Genomic DNA, 18,457 nt, shown 5'->3' on the forward strand with positions numbered 1-18,457 from the left:
TTATGGAAATTCATATAGGAGACCGCGTAGCGGAAATAGAGCTCGTCAGCAAGGAAGACAATAAAGTGGTACTTACCATTGACGGAAAACCGTTTGAAGCAGATGTTGTGATGGCCGAAAATGGCACCTGCAATATTCTGATGGACGGTCGCAGCGCAAACGCACAACTGATTCGCCGCGAAAACGGTAAAAGCTATAAGGTAAATACGCATTATAGCAGTTTCAATGTTGAAATCGTGGACAGCCAGGCAAAGTATCTGCGTATGCGCAAGAAAGGCGAAGACGAACAGAACGACCGCATCACTTCCCCAATGCCGGGAAAGGTGGTGAAAATCCCTGTTACGGCAGGGCAGGAAATGAAAACGGGAGATACCGTCATCGTCATCGAAGCCATGAAAATGCAGAGCAACTACAAAGTGACTTCAGATTGCCGCATCAAGGAAATTCTGGTTCAGGAAGGCGACAACATCACCGGTGACCAGACATTAATAACATTAGAGCCGATTGTATAATACTAAAAACGGATTGCATCATGGAAGAAATAAATAAAGCATACGCCACGTTCCAGGAACGTGACCGCATCGCTTCCCTCGGTGGGGGCGTGGAAAAGATTGAAAAGCAACACGAAAGCGGAAAGATGACTGCCCGCGAACGCATCGAAATGCTGCTCGACAAAGGTACTTTTGTTGAACTGGACAAGTTGATGGTTCACCGCTGCACCAACTATGGCATGGACAAAAACAAGATTCCGGGAGACGGCATCGTATCCGGTTATGGAAAGATTGACGGGCGCCAGGTATTTGTTTATGCCTACGACTTTACAGTCTACGGAGGTTCACTGTCCGCTTCGAATGCGAAAAAGATTGTGAAAGTGCAGCAACTGGCATTGAAGAACGGTGCTCCGATAATTGCGCTGAATGATTCCGGTGGCGCACGTATTCAGGAAGGAATTGAAAGCCTTTCCGGCTATGCGGATATTTTCTATCAGAACACAATGGCAAGCGGAGTGATTCCTCAGATTTCGGCTATTCTTGGTCCGTGTGCCGGAGGCGCCTGCTACTCTCCTGCCCTCACCGACTTCATCTTTATGGTGAAAGAAAAGAGTCACATGTTTGTGACAGGTCCGGATGTGGTAAAGACTGTGATTCACGAAGAGGTAAGCAAAGAAGAACTGGGCGGTGCCATGACACACAGCAGCAAAAGCGGTGTCACTCACTTTATGTGCAATACCGAAGAAGAACTGTTGATGAGCATTCGCGAACTGCTTTCCTTCTTGCCTCAGAATAATATGGACGAAACGAAAAAGCAGAACTGTACTGACGAGACCAACCGTGAAGATGCCGTACTCGACACCATCGTCCCCGCAGACCCGAATGTACCATACGACATGAAGGATATCATCGAACGGGTAGTAGATAACGGCTATTTCTTCGAAGTAATGACTAACTTCGCAAAGAATATCATCATCGGTTTTGCACGTCTGGCAGGCCGTTCGGTTGGTATTGTCGCCAATCAGCCGGCCTACCTTGCCGGTGTTCTCGACATTGACGCCAGCGACAAGGCAAGCCGTTTCATCCGTTTCTGCGACTGTTTCAACATTCCGTTGATTACTTTCGAAGATGTGCCGGGATTTCTTCCCGGATATACGCAGGAGAACAACGGTATCATCCGCCACGGTGCTAAAATCGTTTATGCATTTGCCGAAGCTACTGTCCCCAAACTGACAGTCATTACCCGCAAGGCATACGGCGGCGCGTATATTGTGATGAACTCCAAACAGACAGGTGCAGATGTGAACTTCGCTTATCCGAGTGCGGAAATCGCAGTCATGGGTGCGGAAGGTGCGGTAAACATCCTGTTCCGCAAAGCGGATGCAGAGACAAAAGGTAAAGAACTGGAAGCCTACAAGGAAAAGTTTGCCACTCCCTACCAGGCTGCCGAACTGGGATTCATCGATGAAATCATCTATCCGAGACAAACCCGCAAACGTCTGATCCAGGCACTGGAAATGACAGAGAACAAGATGCAGACGAATCCGCCTAAAAAACATGGAAATATGCCTTTATAAGTTATAGGCGATTACCTATAATAAAAGAGACTGTTTCAGTACAGGTGCCCCCACCTGTTTCTGAAACAGTTTCTTTTTTCATATAAAAAGCAGAAACGCTTTCACGCAAAATAGATAAAACTTTATACCTTTGCAGTATTACATTATGAAAAACCAGAAAATATGATTAACCTGAAATGTACATTTGCCGTCACGGCCGGATTGTGCTCATCTTTGGCCTATGCACAAAAACAACCGCACATTATCTTAATTATGACCGATCAGCAACGTGGCGACGCCATGGGATGCATGGGTAATGAATCTGTTATCTCCCCCCATCTGGACGCTTTGGCAAGCGAAGGAACGTTGTTTATGAACGGATATTCTTCGTGTCCCAGCAGTACCCCTGCCCGTGCCGGACTGTTGACCGGACAGTCTCCCTGGCATCATGGCTTGTTAGGATACGGTAAAGTTGCCCCCAAGTACAACCACGAAATGCCTCAGATGCTGAAAGATGCCGGATATTATACCTTCGGTATCGGAAAAATGCACTGGCATCCGCAACGAATCAAACACGGTTTCGAAGGAACGCTGCTGGATGAAAGCGGACGCCGGGAAGATCCGAATTTCATCAGTGACTATCGCTTATGGTTTCAAATACAGGCACCGGGAAAGAACCCGGATGAAACCGGAATCGGATGGAACGATCACGGAGCAGCTACCTATAAACTGAAAGAAAGTCTGCACCCTACTTATTGGACCGGTGAAATGGCTTGTCAGATGATACAGAATTATGATAACGGCAATCAGCCCTTATTCTTGAAAGTTTCCTTTGCCCGTCCCCACAGCCCGTACGACCCGCCTCAACGCTTTCTCGACATGTATAAGGATGCGCAGGTTCCCGATCCCGTCATTGGTGACTGGTGTGGGAAATACGCTAAAGAACTGGACCCCGAAAAAGCAGCCAAAGATGCTCCCTACGGCAACTTCGGAAATGAATATGCACGTCACTCCAAACGCTATTATTATGCCAACATCACTTTCATAGACGAACAGATAGGGCGTGTCCTCCAGACCTTAAAAGACAAGGGAATGTATGATAATTCCCTTATCATTTTCGTTTCCGATCATGGAGATATGATGGGAGATCACTACCACTGGCGAAAGACTTACCCGTATGAAGGATCTACGCACATACCTTATATTATTAAATGGCCAGCCAAAGCGCAAGTCGTTCCCGGCAAGGTGGATAATCCCGTAGAACTCCGTGACCTGCTACCAACTTTCCTCGAAATAGCGGGAACCTCCGTTCCCACCGACATAGACGGACGCTCTCTGCTATCTCTGGCTAAAGGTACAGAAACGGAATGGCGCAAATACATTGATCTGGAACATGCCACTTGCTACAGTGATGACAACTATTGGTGTGCCTTGACCGACGGAAAGATTAAATATATCTGGTACTTCTATACAGGTGAAGAGCAATTGTTTGACCTTGCCAAAGATCCCAAAGAACTGCATAATGCTGTGAACGACAAGAAATATAAAAAGCTGCTGACAGGAATGCGTGCAGAAATGATCCGCCACCTCAGTGAACGGGGAGAGGAATTTGTGAAAGACGGTCAATTGGTTGTCCGCAAAAAAACGATGCTTTACGGTCCTAACTATCCGAAAGAAAAGCAATAAATATAGCCTGCCCGGATGAAACGCATCACTTTCGCCACAAATTGTATCTATCATACAGATAAAATGGGAAGTTCTCAGTGACTGACACTTTATTTATCCGTCTAAGATTGTACAATTTGCGGTGAAAGTGATAATAAGTATTTTGCAAGAAGACGTTTTTCCCTTACATCAGATAAGGAGTGAGATACTTCACAAGGAAATATCCGCCGACTACCAGCCACACATAAAGTAAAAGAGCCAATACGAAAGGTTTGGCTCCGGCCTTTCTGAATTTATCGATGCTTGTTTCTGTTCCGAGTGCCGTCATAGCCATTGTCAGCAAAAAGGTATCCAGTGTGTTAATACCTGCCACCAACTGCGCAGGAAGCAAATCAAAAGAATTGAAAGCGATGACACCCATAAAACCTATTGCAAACCAGGGCACTGCAATCTTCTGAAACTTCTGCCCTTTCTGCACTTGTCTTTTCCTCGCTCTCGCCACCAGATAGGTAGTAATCAGAAGCACAGGAACCAACATCATCACACGAATCATTTTCACTATGATGGCAGAATCCGAAATACCGTTTCCCATCGCATCTCCGGCACCTACTACATGGGCAACCTCATGCAGGGTAGCCCCCGTATAAATTCCCATCTGATCGGGAGTCAGTGCACAAAATCCGTTCCGGTACAAGAAAGGATACAGAAACATGGAAATAGTACCGAAAATCACGACAGTAGACACGGATACAGCCGTTTTATATGGCTTTGCCTTGATGGTCGATTCAGCCCCCAGAATGGCGGCGGCTCCACAAATTCCACTTCCGATGGAAGTAAGTAATGCGATTCCACGGTCCATCTTCAGCAATTTACCCAAATAGATACCGCCACAAATAGTCACAGCCACAATAATCACATCGATCAGCATAGCCGGCAACCCGATAGCCATGACATCTTGAAAAGTCAATCTGAAGCCATATAAAATGATACCGATACGCAGAATCTTCTTCGAGCAAAACTGGATACCCGGCACCCACGTTTCCGGAAGGTGATTTCGCAGACTATTGGCATAAAGCATACCCAAAATGATACCGACAATCATCGGACTGAAAGAAATACTTCTTACAAAAGACATCTCGCCAATATAAAACGCAGCACAAGAAAATAATGCTATCAACAGGACACCGTGCAGCATGCTGCTTCTCTTTTCATTGAACATAAATGATTTGATTTAAGTGATACTAAATTATTTCTTTTTTGCAAAGGAAGACATTTTCCGGCAGACTGAATCACAGAATTTTATTATGTCGGATAATCCCTGGTTATACCCCCAAAGCGGTTATAACAAAAAAACGGCACCTCGATTCACATCGCAGCACCGTCACAACACAAACACAAAATAAAACACGACAAAACTACTATGCAATCTTACCTGTAATGCCGGGGAGGCATACCTTGCTTGACTTATCTATATTCGCATACCCATAAGAAGCTTTATCAGGCGATTTGCATAATAAATAACGCACCAATTCGGATTTTGTTCACAAGAGTTCTGAAAAAAATGAAGTTAAAACGGCTTTTTAACAAAAAAAACGGTACCCCGATTCACATCGCAGCACCGTCACAACACAAACACAAAATAAAACACGACAAAACTACTATGCAATCTTCCTGTTATGCCGGGGAGGCATATTCACTGACTCATATATATTCGCATACCTACAAGCAGTCATCAGGCGATTTGCACATATATAACATCCCGATTTTCGTTTTGTTCACGAAAAAAAGAGATTGAAGTTTATTTTCTCCCTTTAAAATCTTTCAGAAAGCCTTCCATCAACCATTTGGCAAGGGCCTGACGGTTGGAATCCATCACCAGTCTCCGCTGGTCAAATGTATTCTGTATATTCCCCAGTTCGACAAAAACAGAAGCGGGGGTAGTGTGTGAAAGTACATATAAATTGCGTCCGCTCACCGTTCCGGAAAAGCCGCGGTTCGGCTGATGCTTTCCATATTTGGATTCGAACGTATCTTTCATGTTGTTTGCCAGCCGTTTGCTTTCGGCTTTCTTATTGGAATGATAGAAAAAGACATCCGTCTGCTTTTTTTTGCTGCGGCTGTCTACATGAATGAAGATAGCGCGGCAGTAAGTATAGTTCTGACGGTCTTTCCGATAAAGAGCATTGATTTTATTGCAACGCTGCTGAAGACGCTGTACCTGATTCAATGGAATCGGGTCGCCCATACAAGTCTCACGCTTGCTGTTAGAGAGGTAAGCGTCATTACGGACACCATCTTTGGCATCCTGAATAATGATGTGCACTTCCGCCCCTTCCTGCATCAGATTCCGGGCGAGACGAAGTGCAATGTCATAGGCATACTCGTCTTCGTGAAGTTCGTGCTTCCCTACCCGTCCGATGGCCCCCGGATCAGGACCGCCGTGCCCGCTGACCACATAGAAACAGGCACCTGCCAATCGGTTGGAAGTGACCTTTACATTCGCCAGTTGCTTACCGAAAAGAGGTTCATGAAGAGTGGTTCCTATTTTCGAAACCTTTGAGGGTTGTTTTCTTGCTGAGGTCTCTTTATCAGCCGCCTCTGTTGGAACTTTTCTTTTTGCAGAAGTATCTCTCCCCGAAGTTGTTCTTTCAGAAGCCGCCGCCGATCTCTTGACAGGAGGAATAGTATACGTTACCCCCAGCTTCAACACATTCCCTTTCCCCAGCTTTGCCTTATTCAGTTCCACAAAATCATCGTAATATTTCTTTGGAGCACGGTTGTGACGCAGCAAAAAAGTAGAAATCCCCTCACCTGCTTTCGGAGTAGCTTTTTGTTGCGCCTGCACATCAGCCAACGAAAGAAGAAAACTAATTAATAAAAGAATATAGAATCTTTTTTTCATATTCGACTACTACCTTATCAGTATCATTTCACTTATAAACAGGACAAAAATACAATTATTTTCCCTACTTTTGCCCCGTTAAAACTTTTTTTGGCAATAAAACTTAAAACCCTATATCATTATGGCAAAACAATTCAAGCCCGAAACCCTGTGCGTACAGGCCGGATGGACGCCTAAAAAGGGTGAGCCGCGTGTGCTGCCCATCTATCAGAGTACAACTTTCAAATACGATACCAGCGAACAAATGGCACGCCTTTTCGATTTGGAAGACAGTGGTTATTTTTATACCCGCCTGCAAAACCCGACTAATGACGCGGTTGCCGCCAAGATTGCCGCTCTTGAAGGTGGTGTAGCTGCTATGCTTACATCCAGCGGCCAGGCAGCCAACTTTTATGCCATTTTCAATATCTGCCAGGCAGGAGATCATTTCGTTTGTTCATCCGCCATCTACGGAGGAACATTCAACTTGTTCGGTGTCACCATGAAGAAACTCGGCATCGACGTTACATTCGTTAATCCGGATGCCAGCGAAGAAGAAATCTCGGCAGCTTTCCAGCCTAATACGAAAGCACTGTTCGGAGAAACAATCTCCAATCCTTCTCTCGAAGTGCTGGATATCGAAAAGTTTGCCCGTATCGCACACAGTCACGGAGTACCTTTGATTGTGGACAATACATTCCCGACTCCTATCAACTGCCGTCCTTTCGAATGGGGAGCAGACATCATCGTTCATTCTACTACCAAGTACATGGATGGACACGCAACAAGCGTAGGTGGCTGTATCGTCGACAGCGGCAACTTCGACTGGGATGCCCATGCAGACAAATTCCCCGGACTCTGTACACCGGACGAATCTTATCATGGTCTGACCTATACAAAAGCATTCGGCAAAGGTGCTTACATCACCAAAGCAACTGCACAACTGATGCGTGACCTCGGCAGTATCCAAAGCCCGCAAAATTCTTTCTTACTGAATCTTGGACTCGAAACACTGCACCTGCGTATGCCTCAGCATTGCCGTAACGCTCAGAAAGTAGCAGAATATCTTTCTAAGAACGAGAAAGTGGCCTGGGTTAACTATTGTGGCCTGCCGGATAACAAATACTATGCACTGGCACAGAAATATATGCCGAACGGTTCCTGTGGAGTGATCTCCTTCGGACTGAAAGGCGGACGTGATGTCTCTATCAAGTTTATGGATTCATTAGAATTTATCGCTATTGTGACTCACGTAGCTGATGCCCGTAGTTGTGTGCTTCACCCCGCCAGCCATACTCACCGCCAATTGTCGGATGAGCAACTGATGGAAGCAGGTGTACGTCCCGACTTAATCCGTTTGTCCGTAGGTATCGAGAATGCGGATGATATCATTGCGGATATCGAGCAGGCATTGAATGCGTAAAAGCTGATTACTATCAGATAACAAACAGCAAAGGCACAGGACATTTTGATTCTGTGCCTTTCTCTTTTCACCAATGCTTCATCCCTTTCTTATTTACTGCCTATCATCCTACTTCTCAATAAGAAAGTTAATTTCTAACAGAATATGTTTAATCATGAACTGATTAATCGCTATAGATGTTTATCTTTGTAAGGAACCAAACTCTGTATAGATATGAAAAAGATTTTATTAGTAGCACTCGCGCTGTGCCTTTCTTACGGATTTGCTTATTCCTGTTTATTCAATCATTCAATTAATCTGACCACAAAGATGCAGAACTTCGAAACGGATTCGTTTACCACCAAGAACGGGAAAAGCCTGAAGATCACTTTCTTTAAGCATGCCAGCTTGTTAATAGAATATGCTGGAAAAAAGTTTTTTGTTGATCCAGTCTCTGATTACGCAGACTTTACACAGCAACCGAAAGCTGACTATATCCTGATAACACATGAACACCATGACCATTTCGATACCAAAGCAATTGCTGCGATCGAAACCCCGGATACAAAAATTATTGCCAATCCGAATTGCCAGAAGATGCTGGACAAAGGACAAGCCATGAAAAATGGTGATATACTGCAAATTACACCCGAAATCAAACTGGAAGCAGTACCTGCTTATAATACAACTCCCGGTAGAGATAAATTCCATCCCAAGGGACGTGACAACGGATATATCCTCACTGTGGGCGGCACCCGGATTTACATTGCCGGAGACACGGAAGATATCCCGGAAATGAAACAAATAAAGAATATCGATATAGCCTTCCTGCCTGTCAACCAACCGTATACGATGACACCGGAACAAGCTATACAATCTGCTAAAATCATTCAACCGCATATTTTGTATCCGTACCATTACGGAGATACAAATATCAATGAAGTGAAGGGCGGATTAAAAAACGAAAAAGAAATAGAAGTACGTATCCGTGCTTTACAATAAAAATACAAACCTAGTTGAAAAATAAAAGGACGTTCCTGGGGAAAAAGGGGAAATGTGGGAACAGGAACGTCCTTAAAAACATAATAATACAAAAATCCGGACTTTCGCAAGGGCGCATCTTTGTTTCTCGTCTTATAGATATCCCCTTCATAAAGAAGTAGTGCATTAATCCGGAAGATATCAGGAGAAGGATTATTATGATTGAGCTCTTGTTTATTTAATTATCTCTGTATTCGTATATCTTATTTATTATAGAAATGAAAAAGAATATTTATCGTATTATAGTGATGACTGGTAAGCCGTCTGAATATAAGTACCAATTACATTGTCATTATTCATCTCGATATATCTCTTTAGTAATTCCGAAAAACCGGATTTTATCTGTTCCACCGACTTATCCGTACAAGCAGCAGAATATGCATCTATAGCCAGAAGAAAATCCTGCATCCGTTCGTTCAGCATCGTTCCTTCCGTACAAACGACATCGGCAATACTCGCTTTTATGGTACCGCTTTCAATCACAACAGGCAAGCGGTATTCCAGTCCCATTTTACTGGCATGGATCGAAAGTATCTTTATGACCGGATTTTCTATTTTTGTCGTGTCTGCAAAAGCAAACTTTCCATTTATTATCCTTGCGCTGTCAACAGGGGCATCCGTCGAAACATCTTTCATGTAAACCATTTTACCCTCAAATTCCGGCAGAGGCGCACTGCCGTCAATTCTGTAACCTTTTATTTGAGAGCAAGCTCCCAATACTAATACCCCAATGAAAAAGGGCAAAAGTCTTATACATCTATTCATCGGACTTTTATTTCTTCTTGAAAAGAAAGAAAAGCCGCCCGCCAATACCAGCAGAGCGGCTTTCACTTTTCATTTATACATTTGTATAATCATTGTTCGTCAGAATCTGAAGCCAAGTTTCACCACAGGCATTTCGAAAATCTTGATGTTATGGTGACTGACATTGTACTTATCAAATCCTTTCGGACAAATTTGTATCAAATCATAGCGATAAGCTAAAGGATGCATCTCGAACCCGAAAATAAATCCTTTGGCAATGCTATACTCGATACCTGCTACGGCAGCTACTTTCATACCATACATCTGACCGGCTTTGCTTCCTGCGGTATAGACCTGAGAAGGAAGTTCTTCCGAATCATCGCTATCCTTATAGGTATCACCGGTGTATGGTTCTGTAGTTTCAATGCGTGCCATCTGGAAGCCAAGGGCGCCTCCTACGTATGGATGAATACGTTCGTTGCGAGTCTTGAAGTAATAGTTGGAGCCGACAGAGGTATACCAGTTATTAGTCATCTGCGCATTGATATAACTTTGCGCGGGTATGATCATATCGGGTACACTGTTGTCGCCTTCTACATAGTCTTTCTTGGGAGTCAGGCTGATGTTCATGCTAAACTGGAAATTGATGTCCCAGTTGTCAGACAGAAAATACTTGCCTTCGATTCCGGCTATATTGACCAGACTATTATTATTCAGACTACCGATATTCAGATAGCGGTTCAGGTCACCGGAGTTATCCGTTCCTCCATTGGGAAGTCCGACGACTCCTTCGGTGTTGGTGAACTTGGGAAGCAGATAAGAGGTGTTCTCATTAAAGAACTTTCCGCTACCAAGTAAAACCGAAACCTGCCACTGTCCTTTCTTCGGGGCAAACGACGCATCATCACTGCTGCTGTAACGCTGCGCCAATGAAGGCGCAGCTGTTATACAGGTCAGCAAAAGTAATGTGCATAGTTTCTTTATCATTTTGTTACTTTTACGTGTTAGAGAATTACTTAGTCAAAGTTTCCAAAATGGTCTTCACGTCAGCAAGAGCATCATCGTAAACTGCCTTAGCAGCATCATAGATGGCTTTTGCAGCATCCAAAGCTATTTTCTTTTGTTCTACAACATAAGCCTGAGTATATTCACCCTTATTGAAGAGTTCAATATTCTTTTCTGCAGAAGCTAAAGCCTGTTTGTTCATTTCAACAATGTACTCTTGGTCTGCTACAGCTTTCTTCCAATAATTAAGAATTGCTTCTACAGTTACAGGTACATCTTGATCGAGCGTTGCACTGCCTTTAATACCCTCAATCTGCTTCTGAACTTCTTGAACCAAAGCATCATAATCCTCAACTAAGCCTTTATATTTTTCAATATCTGCTTCAACCTCAGCAGTCAACGCATCTCTTTCTGCCTCAGCCTTTTTCACAGCTGCTTTTGCATCATTCAATGCTATACGAGCCTTATCAGCTTCTTCTATAAATGGCTTCATCAAGTCTGTATTAGCCTGTATTTCAGCTTTTAAGTCAGCAAGTACACCTTCAAATACTGTAATTTCTTTCTTAATTGTTTCAGCAGCGTCAATCTTAGCCTGACAATCTTTTACCGCATCATCAGCCTGTATTTTAGCACCTAATTTACCAAAATTAGCTTCATTAATTTCTACTGAAGAATTGGCTGCAACATAATCGCGAACCATATCTACTGTTACAGGTTTCAATCTATCATTATTTATATTACCAGTTGTTTTGATAGTTTCACCAAATGCGACATTAGATGTTGCAGTAACAGCAGTCTTAGCTATGTTCTCACTAACTTTAGTTTCTGTCAACTTAGCAAATTCATCATCGGCAATATCAGAAACAATTGCTTTAATATGACCAGTAGGAACATTATCCTTCTCTTCAGCCTCATAGAATGTTGAAGCAGAACCATCATTATCTGTGATTTTCTTTGTATCAAAATCAGCATTTACAACTTCTTGACCATAAGGAGTAGCGATACTCAGTTTACCAGTAGTCTCATAATTTAAAGTCTTAAAAGAAGTAATAGCAGGTTGAATAGTCACAATTGCTGTCTTTACTTTAGCATTAGCTGCAGCCAAAGCTTTATCCGCTTCTTCTTTCTCTTTAGAAGGAGTCCATGCATTGCTTGCAACGTTTTTGGCTTCATCTTTCACAGCATCCGTAGCAAGATACTTTACAACTTCTTTATCCTGTGCTTCATATTCAGCTTGAGCCAAGATCTGTAACTTAATAAAGGCTATTCTTTCAGCATTAGTAGCTTCTACACCTGCCGGGAACTTTGTATTATATGTTTGTAATCTATTGGCATCACTACTAAATGCAGCTACATACAATTCCAAAGTCTTCGCATCCTTTAGTTCTGATATTTTTTTATCATAAGCAGCCTTATACACCTTATCATAAGCTGCATTATAATCTGTAATAGCCTTATTTAAAGCTGTATAAGCTTTATTATAATCATCCGTCACTTTCTTCAAGTCAGCGATCGGCTGAGTCGGTGTAGCTTTTGTTCCATCCGTATATGCCTTTACTGCAATATCCCAATAGCTATATGCTGTCTCGAAAGTTTTTCCTGCCTTATCCGCTTTTTCAGCCAATTTAGCTTTTTGATTCTCGTTCCATGCAACACCGTTTTCATCTACAGTATAGTCTGTTAAAACAGTAATCCAAGTATTGACAGTCTTAATTCGAATAGAAGCATCATTAGTTCTATCAGCCTCATCCTCCTTCAAGTCTGCATCATATTTCTCTTGTGTATAAGTTCCTTTAGAATAAGAGAATATTCCTGTAGACTTATTATATCCTATACCATCAAAAGATGTTTCAGATGCAAACAATGATTTCAATCCATTATCAACAGGCTCTGATTTATATTCTTTAATAATACGGTCAGCCTTAGTAGCTGCAGTAGAATCTGCCTTTGCACCCTCATTAGGAGTAACTGAATCATCAAAATATACCTTTTGAGCAGCAGCTTGAAGTTCTTCCTTATCAGTTACATTCTGAACAGCAGCTTTGTAATCAGCAGATTTCTCTATTTTAATTTTTTCTACTTCTGCTTTATCTTGCAAGCTTTGATATTCAGACATTTTCTTCTTCATTTCCAAAGACTTAGCATCCCATTCTGCAGCATCAAAATCCTCTGCCAAAGCAAGCAGATTCTCTTTTTCTTTCAGAATGATTTCATTCTTTTCAACCGCAACCTGAGCTTGTTTCACCAATGCTTGCAGACTTTCCAATGTAGGAGTAGTAGGATCTGTGATTGCAGCATTATATTCTATTTGTGCTTTCTTCAAAAGAAGATACTTACCATTCATTGCTGTAGCTGCACTTTCCAAATGAAGCTGTGCCTTATTGATAATCGCTTTCTCGCCATCAGTCAACAGCAACTTACCAGCCTCAATCAACTTCATTGCATTATCGTGGGCTTCCTGTGCCTGTGCTGTCAGAGTTTGATAGTTCAACATAGCTGCTTTGAAAATCTCAGCTTCTTCAGCCATTTTGTTTTCCCAAGCAGCTTTGTTTCTGTTAGCTTCAGCAATCTTTGCTTCAGCTTCAGCTTTTGCTTGTTCTGTAACAGCCTGCGCACGTTCTACTTCTAGTTTTTTCAACTCTACATCTAAAGCGTGCATCTGAACATCGTACTCTTTGTACTGATTATCCAACTCTTTAGATTTGTTCACCAGTTCCTGTTCAGCAACTTTGGCTTTTTGCCATTCCACTTCCACCAGCTTTACCGCAGCCTGTGCTTTAATCAGTTCGGATTTTGCTCCCCGCAGATCAACGATACCTTCCGGTTCATCGGTATCAATACATCCCGTGAATGTAGCTGTCGTACCCGCCATTAGCAAGGTTGCGACTAAATACGTCCATTTTCTCATAAAAGTAAATTAAATGTTATACAATTAATAAATAAAAAATTTGTTTGCTGTCATTTCATAATCCATCTCGTCTTGGTGGTCTGTCTTTCTGTTACTTTGTAGGTAACGGGAAAGCGTACTTTTCCACCCCGACAGAGGCGTCTGCGGGCTACATTCATTAAATAAGTAAAGAATATTTTTAACCCCTGCTCTCGGACGATGGCAGAGGGGAGGGAAATCTTTTGCAAAAATTAAAGAGCAAGCCGTGTTCTTCTCAAAAAATCCGCAGTTTTGTTCAGTGTGTTTCCTTTTTTTAGTAGTTTATCAGAAAAAATATCATTTTTGTTTGCATGTTTTCCAAAATATACCCATATTTGCAGCGTCTTTTCTTCCCGTTACCTACAAAGTAACAGTTCTCTAATTCAAGAACTTACCTGCACTATAGACCTTCTTTAAGGAAGAAATAACCGCTACATTCGCTTCATCAATTTTCTTATTCTTGAAAGGTTTCAGATACGTTTCCGTCACGGTGATGGAAGAATGCCCCATCGCTTCGGAAATAACACCGGGATGTACCTCACAATAGTATGCCATCGTAGCCCAGGTATGACGGGCAGTGTACGAGCTTACTTCAGATGTCAGTCCCAAAACCTGTTTCAAAATCATTAACTGATAATTAAAGTTGCGCAATGCCAGCTGATATTCCTTGTACGCCGCTTCCGTTCCCTCTCCACTGGTGATCAGCGAAAAAAGATAAGGAGAAGCAGGATCGGTATTCATATACCGCTTGATCAGCTTCATGGCTTCCGGCACAAGAGTCACTGTTAATAACCTGCCGGTTTTTCGGCGGCGGTAAGTCATTACATTCCCATCGATATCATGCTTTTTCAGATAGGCAAGATCCACAAAAGGAATCCCACGAAGTAAAAACATTAAAAAGAAAAGACCACGAGTACGCTGTAGTTCCTTGTTGTCCTGACACAGCTGTTTCGGAAGTTCCTTCATCAGACGCTCCATGTCTTCCTTATCCAGCGCACGTTTCCTGTCCGCGCGCGTTCCTGTATAGACATACCGGAAGTGATGAGGCACATAAGGCGCAAGATGGCGGTCGACCGCACGGTTATACACTGCACGCAACGTACGCATATAAGTGGAAACTGTATTCCAGCTACAGTTCCTGCCACGCAGATACGATTCGAAACTTTTAAGAAACTCCTGACTTACTTTCCGGAAAGGAAGCTTATCACTTCCATGAAAGGCAAGGATTGCACTCATACTGCTCCTGTAAATATGGGCGGTCCCATAATTCCCACTTTCCCGTAGCCCATCGGCTACTTCCTTCATAAACGAAATTAAATTCCCCATTTTCTACTGATTTAAATAATACTCAAAAGATACGTTCGTAGAGAAAGCCGTTCCCTTACCCACTCTGCTTTCTCCAGTGTTCTTTGTTTTTCTATTCTCTAAATACTAAGAAGACAAAGATAGAAATAAATTTGTTCAGTGACCGAGCTGTTTCATAAATCTGTTTTATAACAGAAAACAAGTGACTTATACTTATTTTTCATACATTTGTATGCAACAAAGAAATAAACATGGAACAATTGAAGAATAAACGTACACGCCGTACCCGTGCCGAACTGGAAGCGGACGTGTTTGATGCCATCCGCCAGCTAGCAAGTGAAAAAGGTCTGGCGCAAATTACCTTTACAGATATTATGCAAAGAGCCGACATACAAATGTCCGTCCTGCTCAATAACTATAAGAATATTGAGCGGTTGCTGGATAAGTACGCTTACATTTCTGATTATTGGCTGCACGATCTTTTCGATGAAGAACACCCTACAGACAAAGCCAACGAGGACATCATGAAAAGCACCTTAAAGGCTTTGGCAAATTACTTATATGACAATACCGATATGCAGCACTTGCTAGTGTGGGAACTCGAAGCGGATAATTCGACCACAAGACGTATGGCACGAAGCAGGGAAAAACATTATAAAGTGGCTATAGAAGAATACAAAAATTTGTTTGAAGGAACGGGTATCCCAATTGATATAATAGCGGGACTTCTTACTGCCGGAACATACTACCTGATATTACACCGTAAGCGTTCCACATTTTTTAGTGTGGATTATCAGCGGAAGGAAAATCGAGGACGCTTGTACAGTACACTTGAGTATCTTTCCGGTCTGGTGTTCTCCGCGCTCAAAGAGCACAACCAAGCCATAGAGATAGCCCGTAATTTCAAGAAGAAAGGTATAGCGGATGATGTGATAGCAGAATGCACGGGTTTGTCTGCCGATGTGGTGAAAGGGCTTTAGATTGATCATTTGTCAAGTTTTCATACGGAGACAAAGGATAGCCCAGCCGCTTTTACCAAACAAGCGGGAAACTACATTATTAGAGATTGAGCGTTTGAGGCAGTCATAAAATAGCAGGCATAAGACAGATACTGCTATACTGCTATCCGATTAATACATAGCATGATACAAGTTGCTATATTCTCAAAGTATTCTCATGCCTTTGAGAAAAAATTCTCACCACAGTGAGAAAAAGTTCTCATGCCTTTGAGAATTATTTCTCAATGCGATGAGAAAATGTTCTCACTGTGGTGAGAATAAAAGCGTTTATACTAACCTGCCAACGGTTAACTGCCTTTCTGCTTATCTCCGGATTTAATTGACAAGATTTAAAAAGCAACTTAATATATCACATGATCGGGAATTTCAGAGAATAACTCATTTCAAACAAATAAAAAGGCGTGCCTGCTTAAAAAGCAATACACGCCCTTCCTTTCATACACAAACATTGAATTTATCCAGTTTCAGGTGTTCGTCAATATACCGAATGCCGTCCACCTCAAAAAGCCCTCGTAAGAGAGTATGGTTCAGCGTCCGCTGAACAACATACGGAGTACCTTGCAGGCAACTCTGATAAATAACCTCCTGCAAATCTGCCGCAAAGCGATCCGGATCGACTCCCGGAAGCAGGTAACCACAGATTTTGCAATGCGTCAGTACGTCGATAAACTGCTGCAACCAGAAGGCCTCTTCCCGTTTGAAAGAAGCACGGTAATCTTCGTTCGCGGCGATATCCAGCAATAAAGTCTTTCCTAACGAATGCAATAGCGTGAGATACCCGTTCACTGTGGCAAAAAGCACCTGCATACACGAACTGTCCATCCGCATCTGACTTTGTTTCAGACGACTTCTGATCCCGTTGGTGAAATCAGAAAGACAGATGCGGAACAGACAAGTCTTACTGGGGAACAGCTTGTAAAGCGTACGCTTCGACATCTTCATCCCCTTGGCTATGTCATCCATGGTCAGTCCGTCAGCACCGTGCAGATACATCTCGTGTTTGGTGTATTCGATTATCTGACACCGTACTTTTTCAGGATTCATACTATCCTCCTACATCCGGCCTCCGCCCAAAGCCTGATACAGTGTAATCACGCCCTGGATTTCGGTAAAGCGATTGGCTACCTGTGAAAGTCTGGCGTTCAGCAATGTCTGCTGTGCGGTCAGTACTTCCAGATAAGTAGTATTATTACTATGTTCCATCAACAGACTAGTGCTTCTGGCAGCAGTCTGCAAAGAAGTGATCTGCTTATCGTAGAAAGCGGATTTCTCACGGGCCGTCTGATATTGCACCAGTGCCTCGTTTACTTCCACACCTGCGTTCAGCAATGTCTGTTCAAAGCTGAGGCGGGCTTCTTCCTGCTGTGCCTTCGCTATTTTCAGCTGGGCGATATTCGCTCCCTTGTTAAATAAAGGTTGCGTCAGTGAAGCTACGGCAGAAGCAACGAACTTGCCCGGATTGATGATCATGCTACCGGCACTGTTTGTCCATCCGGCACTCCCGCTCAGCGTGATGGAAGGATAGAAAGCGGCACGGGCAGCATTCGTCGTATAGAACGCCTGCGCTAAAGAGAACTCCGCGCTACGTACATCCGGACGGTTGGAAAGCATCTGCAAAGGAATCCCTACGGAGAAGTCTTCCGGCAACTGCTGGTTTTCCAGTTTGCCACGTTGCATCTTGTGAGGTGTTTCCGCCAGCAACAAAGCCATTGAGTTCTCGGTCTGATTGATTTGTTCTTTCAGGTCGAGCACTGCCGTACATATATTATAATAGGTGGCTTCCGTCTGAGCCAGTCCGGCTTCGGTCATCATACCGGCCTTCTTCATGGCACGGGCTGTCCGCACGCTCTCTTTCCATGCCGCTTCGGTGGACACGGAAATCTCATATTGAGCGTCGAGCATCAGCAAGGTATAATAAGTATTTGCCACGGCAGACACCAATTGCGTCTTCACCGCCTGTTCATACTCCTTGCTCTGCTCATAGGCCGCTTTTGCCCGACGTTTGGCTGTGGTCACCTTTCCGAAGATATCCAGTTCCCACGAGGCAGTCACCGGCAATGAGTAGGTCTGTGTCGCTTTGCCACGGTCGAAGCTGCTCACAGCTCCTTCCGGTGCGAGAAACAAAGAGGGCAGATAAGAAAGCTTGGACGTCAGCAACGAAACCTCCGCTTCTTTCACACGGAGATGCGCTGTCTGCATATCCGTATTCCGTACCAAAGCCGAATCGATCAAATTCTGCAAATACGAGTCAGTAAAGACTTCCCTCCACGAGAGATTACCGAAGTTCGCCGTATCGGCGGAAGCGACGGTTTCGCTTCCATAAAGTCCTTCGGGGACTTCCGATACAGGTTTGTATTTATTGTAGATACCGCAACTGCTCAACACGAGCGTTGCTGCGGATAAGATTAATATTTTCTTCATC

At 43.3% G+C, this 18,457-nt stretch carries 14 protein-coding genes; 6 read left to right on the forward strand and 8 right to left on the reverse strand.

The window, feature by feature from the left end:
- Positions 1-2: 2 nt before the first annotated feature.
- From ACHLI0_RS07870 to ACHLI0_RS07880, 3 genes are all read left to right on the forward strand, one after another.
- The gene (locus ACHLI0_RS07870; RefSeq protein ID WP_008761156.1) at positions 3-512 is read left to right on the forward strand and encodes an acyl-CoA carboxylase biotin carboxyl carrier protein subunit; all 510 of its coding nucleotides are present in this window, start codon (positions 3-5) and stop codon (positions 510-512) included.
- A 20-nt stretch (positions 513-532) separates the two neighbouring features.
- Positions 533-2,068, forward strand: coding sequence for an acyl-CoA carboxylase subunit beta (locus tag ACHLI0_RS07875; RefSeq protein WP_055220175.1), 1,536 nt, complete (start codon positions 533-535; stop codon positions 2,066-2,068).
- A gap of 162 nt (positions 2,069-2,230) precedes the next feature.
- Complete coding sequence (locus ACHLI0_RS07880) at positions 2,231-3,733, forward strand: arylsulfatase (RefSeq protein ID WP_016269632.1); 1,503 nt, start codon at positions 2,231-2,233, stop codon at positions 3,731-3,733.
- A gap of 163 nt (positions 3,734-3,896) precedes the next feature.
- Here ACHLI0_RS07880 and ACHLI0_RS07885 read toward each other — a convergent pair whose 3' ends face one another.
- Positions 3,897-4,931, reverse strand: coding sequence for a YeiH family protein (locus ACHLI0_RS07885; RefSeq protein WP_008766269.1), 1,035 nt, complete (start codon positions 4,929-4,931; stop codon positions 3,897-3,899).
- A gap of 579 nt (positions 4,932-5,510) precedes the next feature.
- Positions 5,511-6,614: an N-acetylmuramoyl-L-alanine amidase family protein gene (locus ACHLI0_RS07890; RefSeq protein WP_490748842.1), complete on the reverse strand. Its 1,104-nt coding sequence runs from the start codon at positions 6,612-6,614 to the stop codon at positions 5,511-5,513.
- Positions 6,615-6,735: 121 nt separating this feature from the next.
- On the opposite strand from ACHLI0_RS07890, the gene ACHLI0_RS07895 reads away from it, so the two are divergent.
- Both ACHLI0_RS07895 and ACHLI0_RS07900 read left to right on the forward strand, forming a co-directional pair.
- Entirely contained in the window at positions 6,736-8,016 is a 1,281-nt protein-coding gene (locus ACHLI0_RS07895; protein WP_008761151.1) for an O-acetylhomoserine aminocarboxypropyltransferase/cysteine synthase family protein, read from the forward strand.
- A 213-nt stretch (positions 8,017-8,229) separates the two neighbouring features.
- Complete coding sequence (locus ACHLI0_RS07900) at positions 8,230-8,997, forward strand: MBL fold metallo-hydrolase (RefSeq protein WP_490748843.1); 768 nt, start codon at positions 8,230-8,232, stop codon at positions 8,995-8,997.
- A gap of 279 nt (positions 8,998-9,276) precedes the next feature.
- Here ACHLI0_RS07900 and ACHLI0_RS07905 read toward each other — a convergent pair whose 3' ends face one another.
- The 4 genes from ACHLI0_RS07905 to ACHLI0_RS07920 all read right to left on the reverse strand — a co-directional run bounded on the left by ACHLI0_RS07905 (position 9,277) and on the right by ACHLI0_RS07920 (position 15,037).
- Positions 9,277-9,801, reverse strand: coding sequence for a DUF4369 domain-containing protein (locus ACHLI0_RS07905; protein ID WP_225680394.1), 525 nt, complete (start codon positions 9,799-9,801; stop codon positions 9,277-9,279).
- A 99-nt stretch (positions 9,802-9,900) separates the two neighbouring features.
- Positions 9,901-10,767, reverse strand: coding sequence for a BT1926 family outer membrane beta-barrel protein (locus ACHLI0_RS07910; RefSeq protein WP_259003162.1), 867 nt, complete (start codon positions 10,765-10,767; stop codon positions 9,901-9,903).
- A gap of 25 nt (positions 10,768-10,792) precedes the next feature.
- Positions 10,793-13,693 carry a BT1927 family outer membrane S-layer protein gene (locus tag ACHLI0_RS07915; RefSeq protein WP_182423545.1) on the reverse strand — a complete coding sequence of 967 codons (2,901 nt, stop codon included), beginning with the start codon at positions 13,691-13,693 and terminating at the stop codon, positions 10,793-10,795.
- A 396-nt stretch (positions 13,694-14,089) separates the two neighbouring features.
- On the reverse strand, positions 14,090-15,037 hold the full coding sequence (locus tag ACHLI0_RS07920; RefSeq protein ID WP_117860394.1) for a tyrosine-type recombinase/integrase: 948 nt from the start codon (positions 15,035-15,037) through the stop codon (positions 14,090-14,092).
- A 230-nt stretch (positions 15,038-15,267) separates the two neighbouring features.
- On the opposite strand from ACHLI0_RS07920, the gene ACHLI0_RS07925 reads away from it, so the two are divergent.
- Positions 15,268-15,996, forward strand: a complete 729-nt coding sequence (locus ACHLI0_RS07925) for a TetR/AcrR family transcriptional regulator (RefSeq protein ID WP_490748844.1) — start codon at positions 15,268-15,270, stop codon at positions 15,994-15,996.
- A gap of 474 nt (positions 15,997-16,470) precedes the next feature.
- Here ACHLI0_RS07925 and ACHLI0_RS07930 read toward each other — a convergent pair whose 3' ends face one another.
- Positions 16,471-17,079, reverse strand: coding sequence for a TetR/AcrR family transcriptional regulator (locus tag ACHLI0_RS07930; protein ID WP_130042062.1), 609 nt, complete (start codon positions 17,077-17,079; stop codon positions 16,471-16,473).
- A gap of 9 nt (positions 17,080-17,088) precedes the next feature.
- Positions 17,089-18,456: a TolC family protein gene (locus tag ACHLI0_RS07935; RefSeq protein WP_490749562.1), complete on the reverse strand. Its 1,368-nt coding sequence runs from the start codon at positions 18,454-18,456 to the stop codon at positions 17,089-17,091.
- Between the last annotated feature and the right edge of the window lies 1 nt (position 18,457).

Source organism: Bacteroides sp. RCH18 (assembly GCF_058231005.1).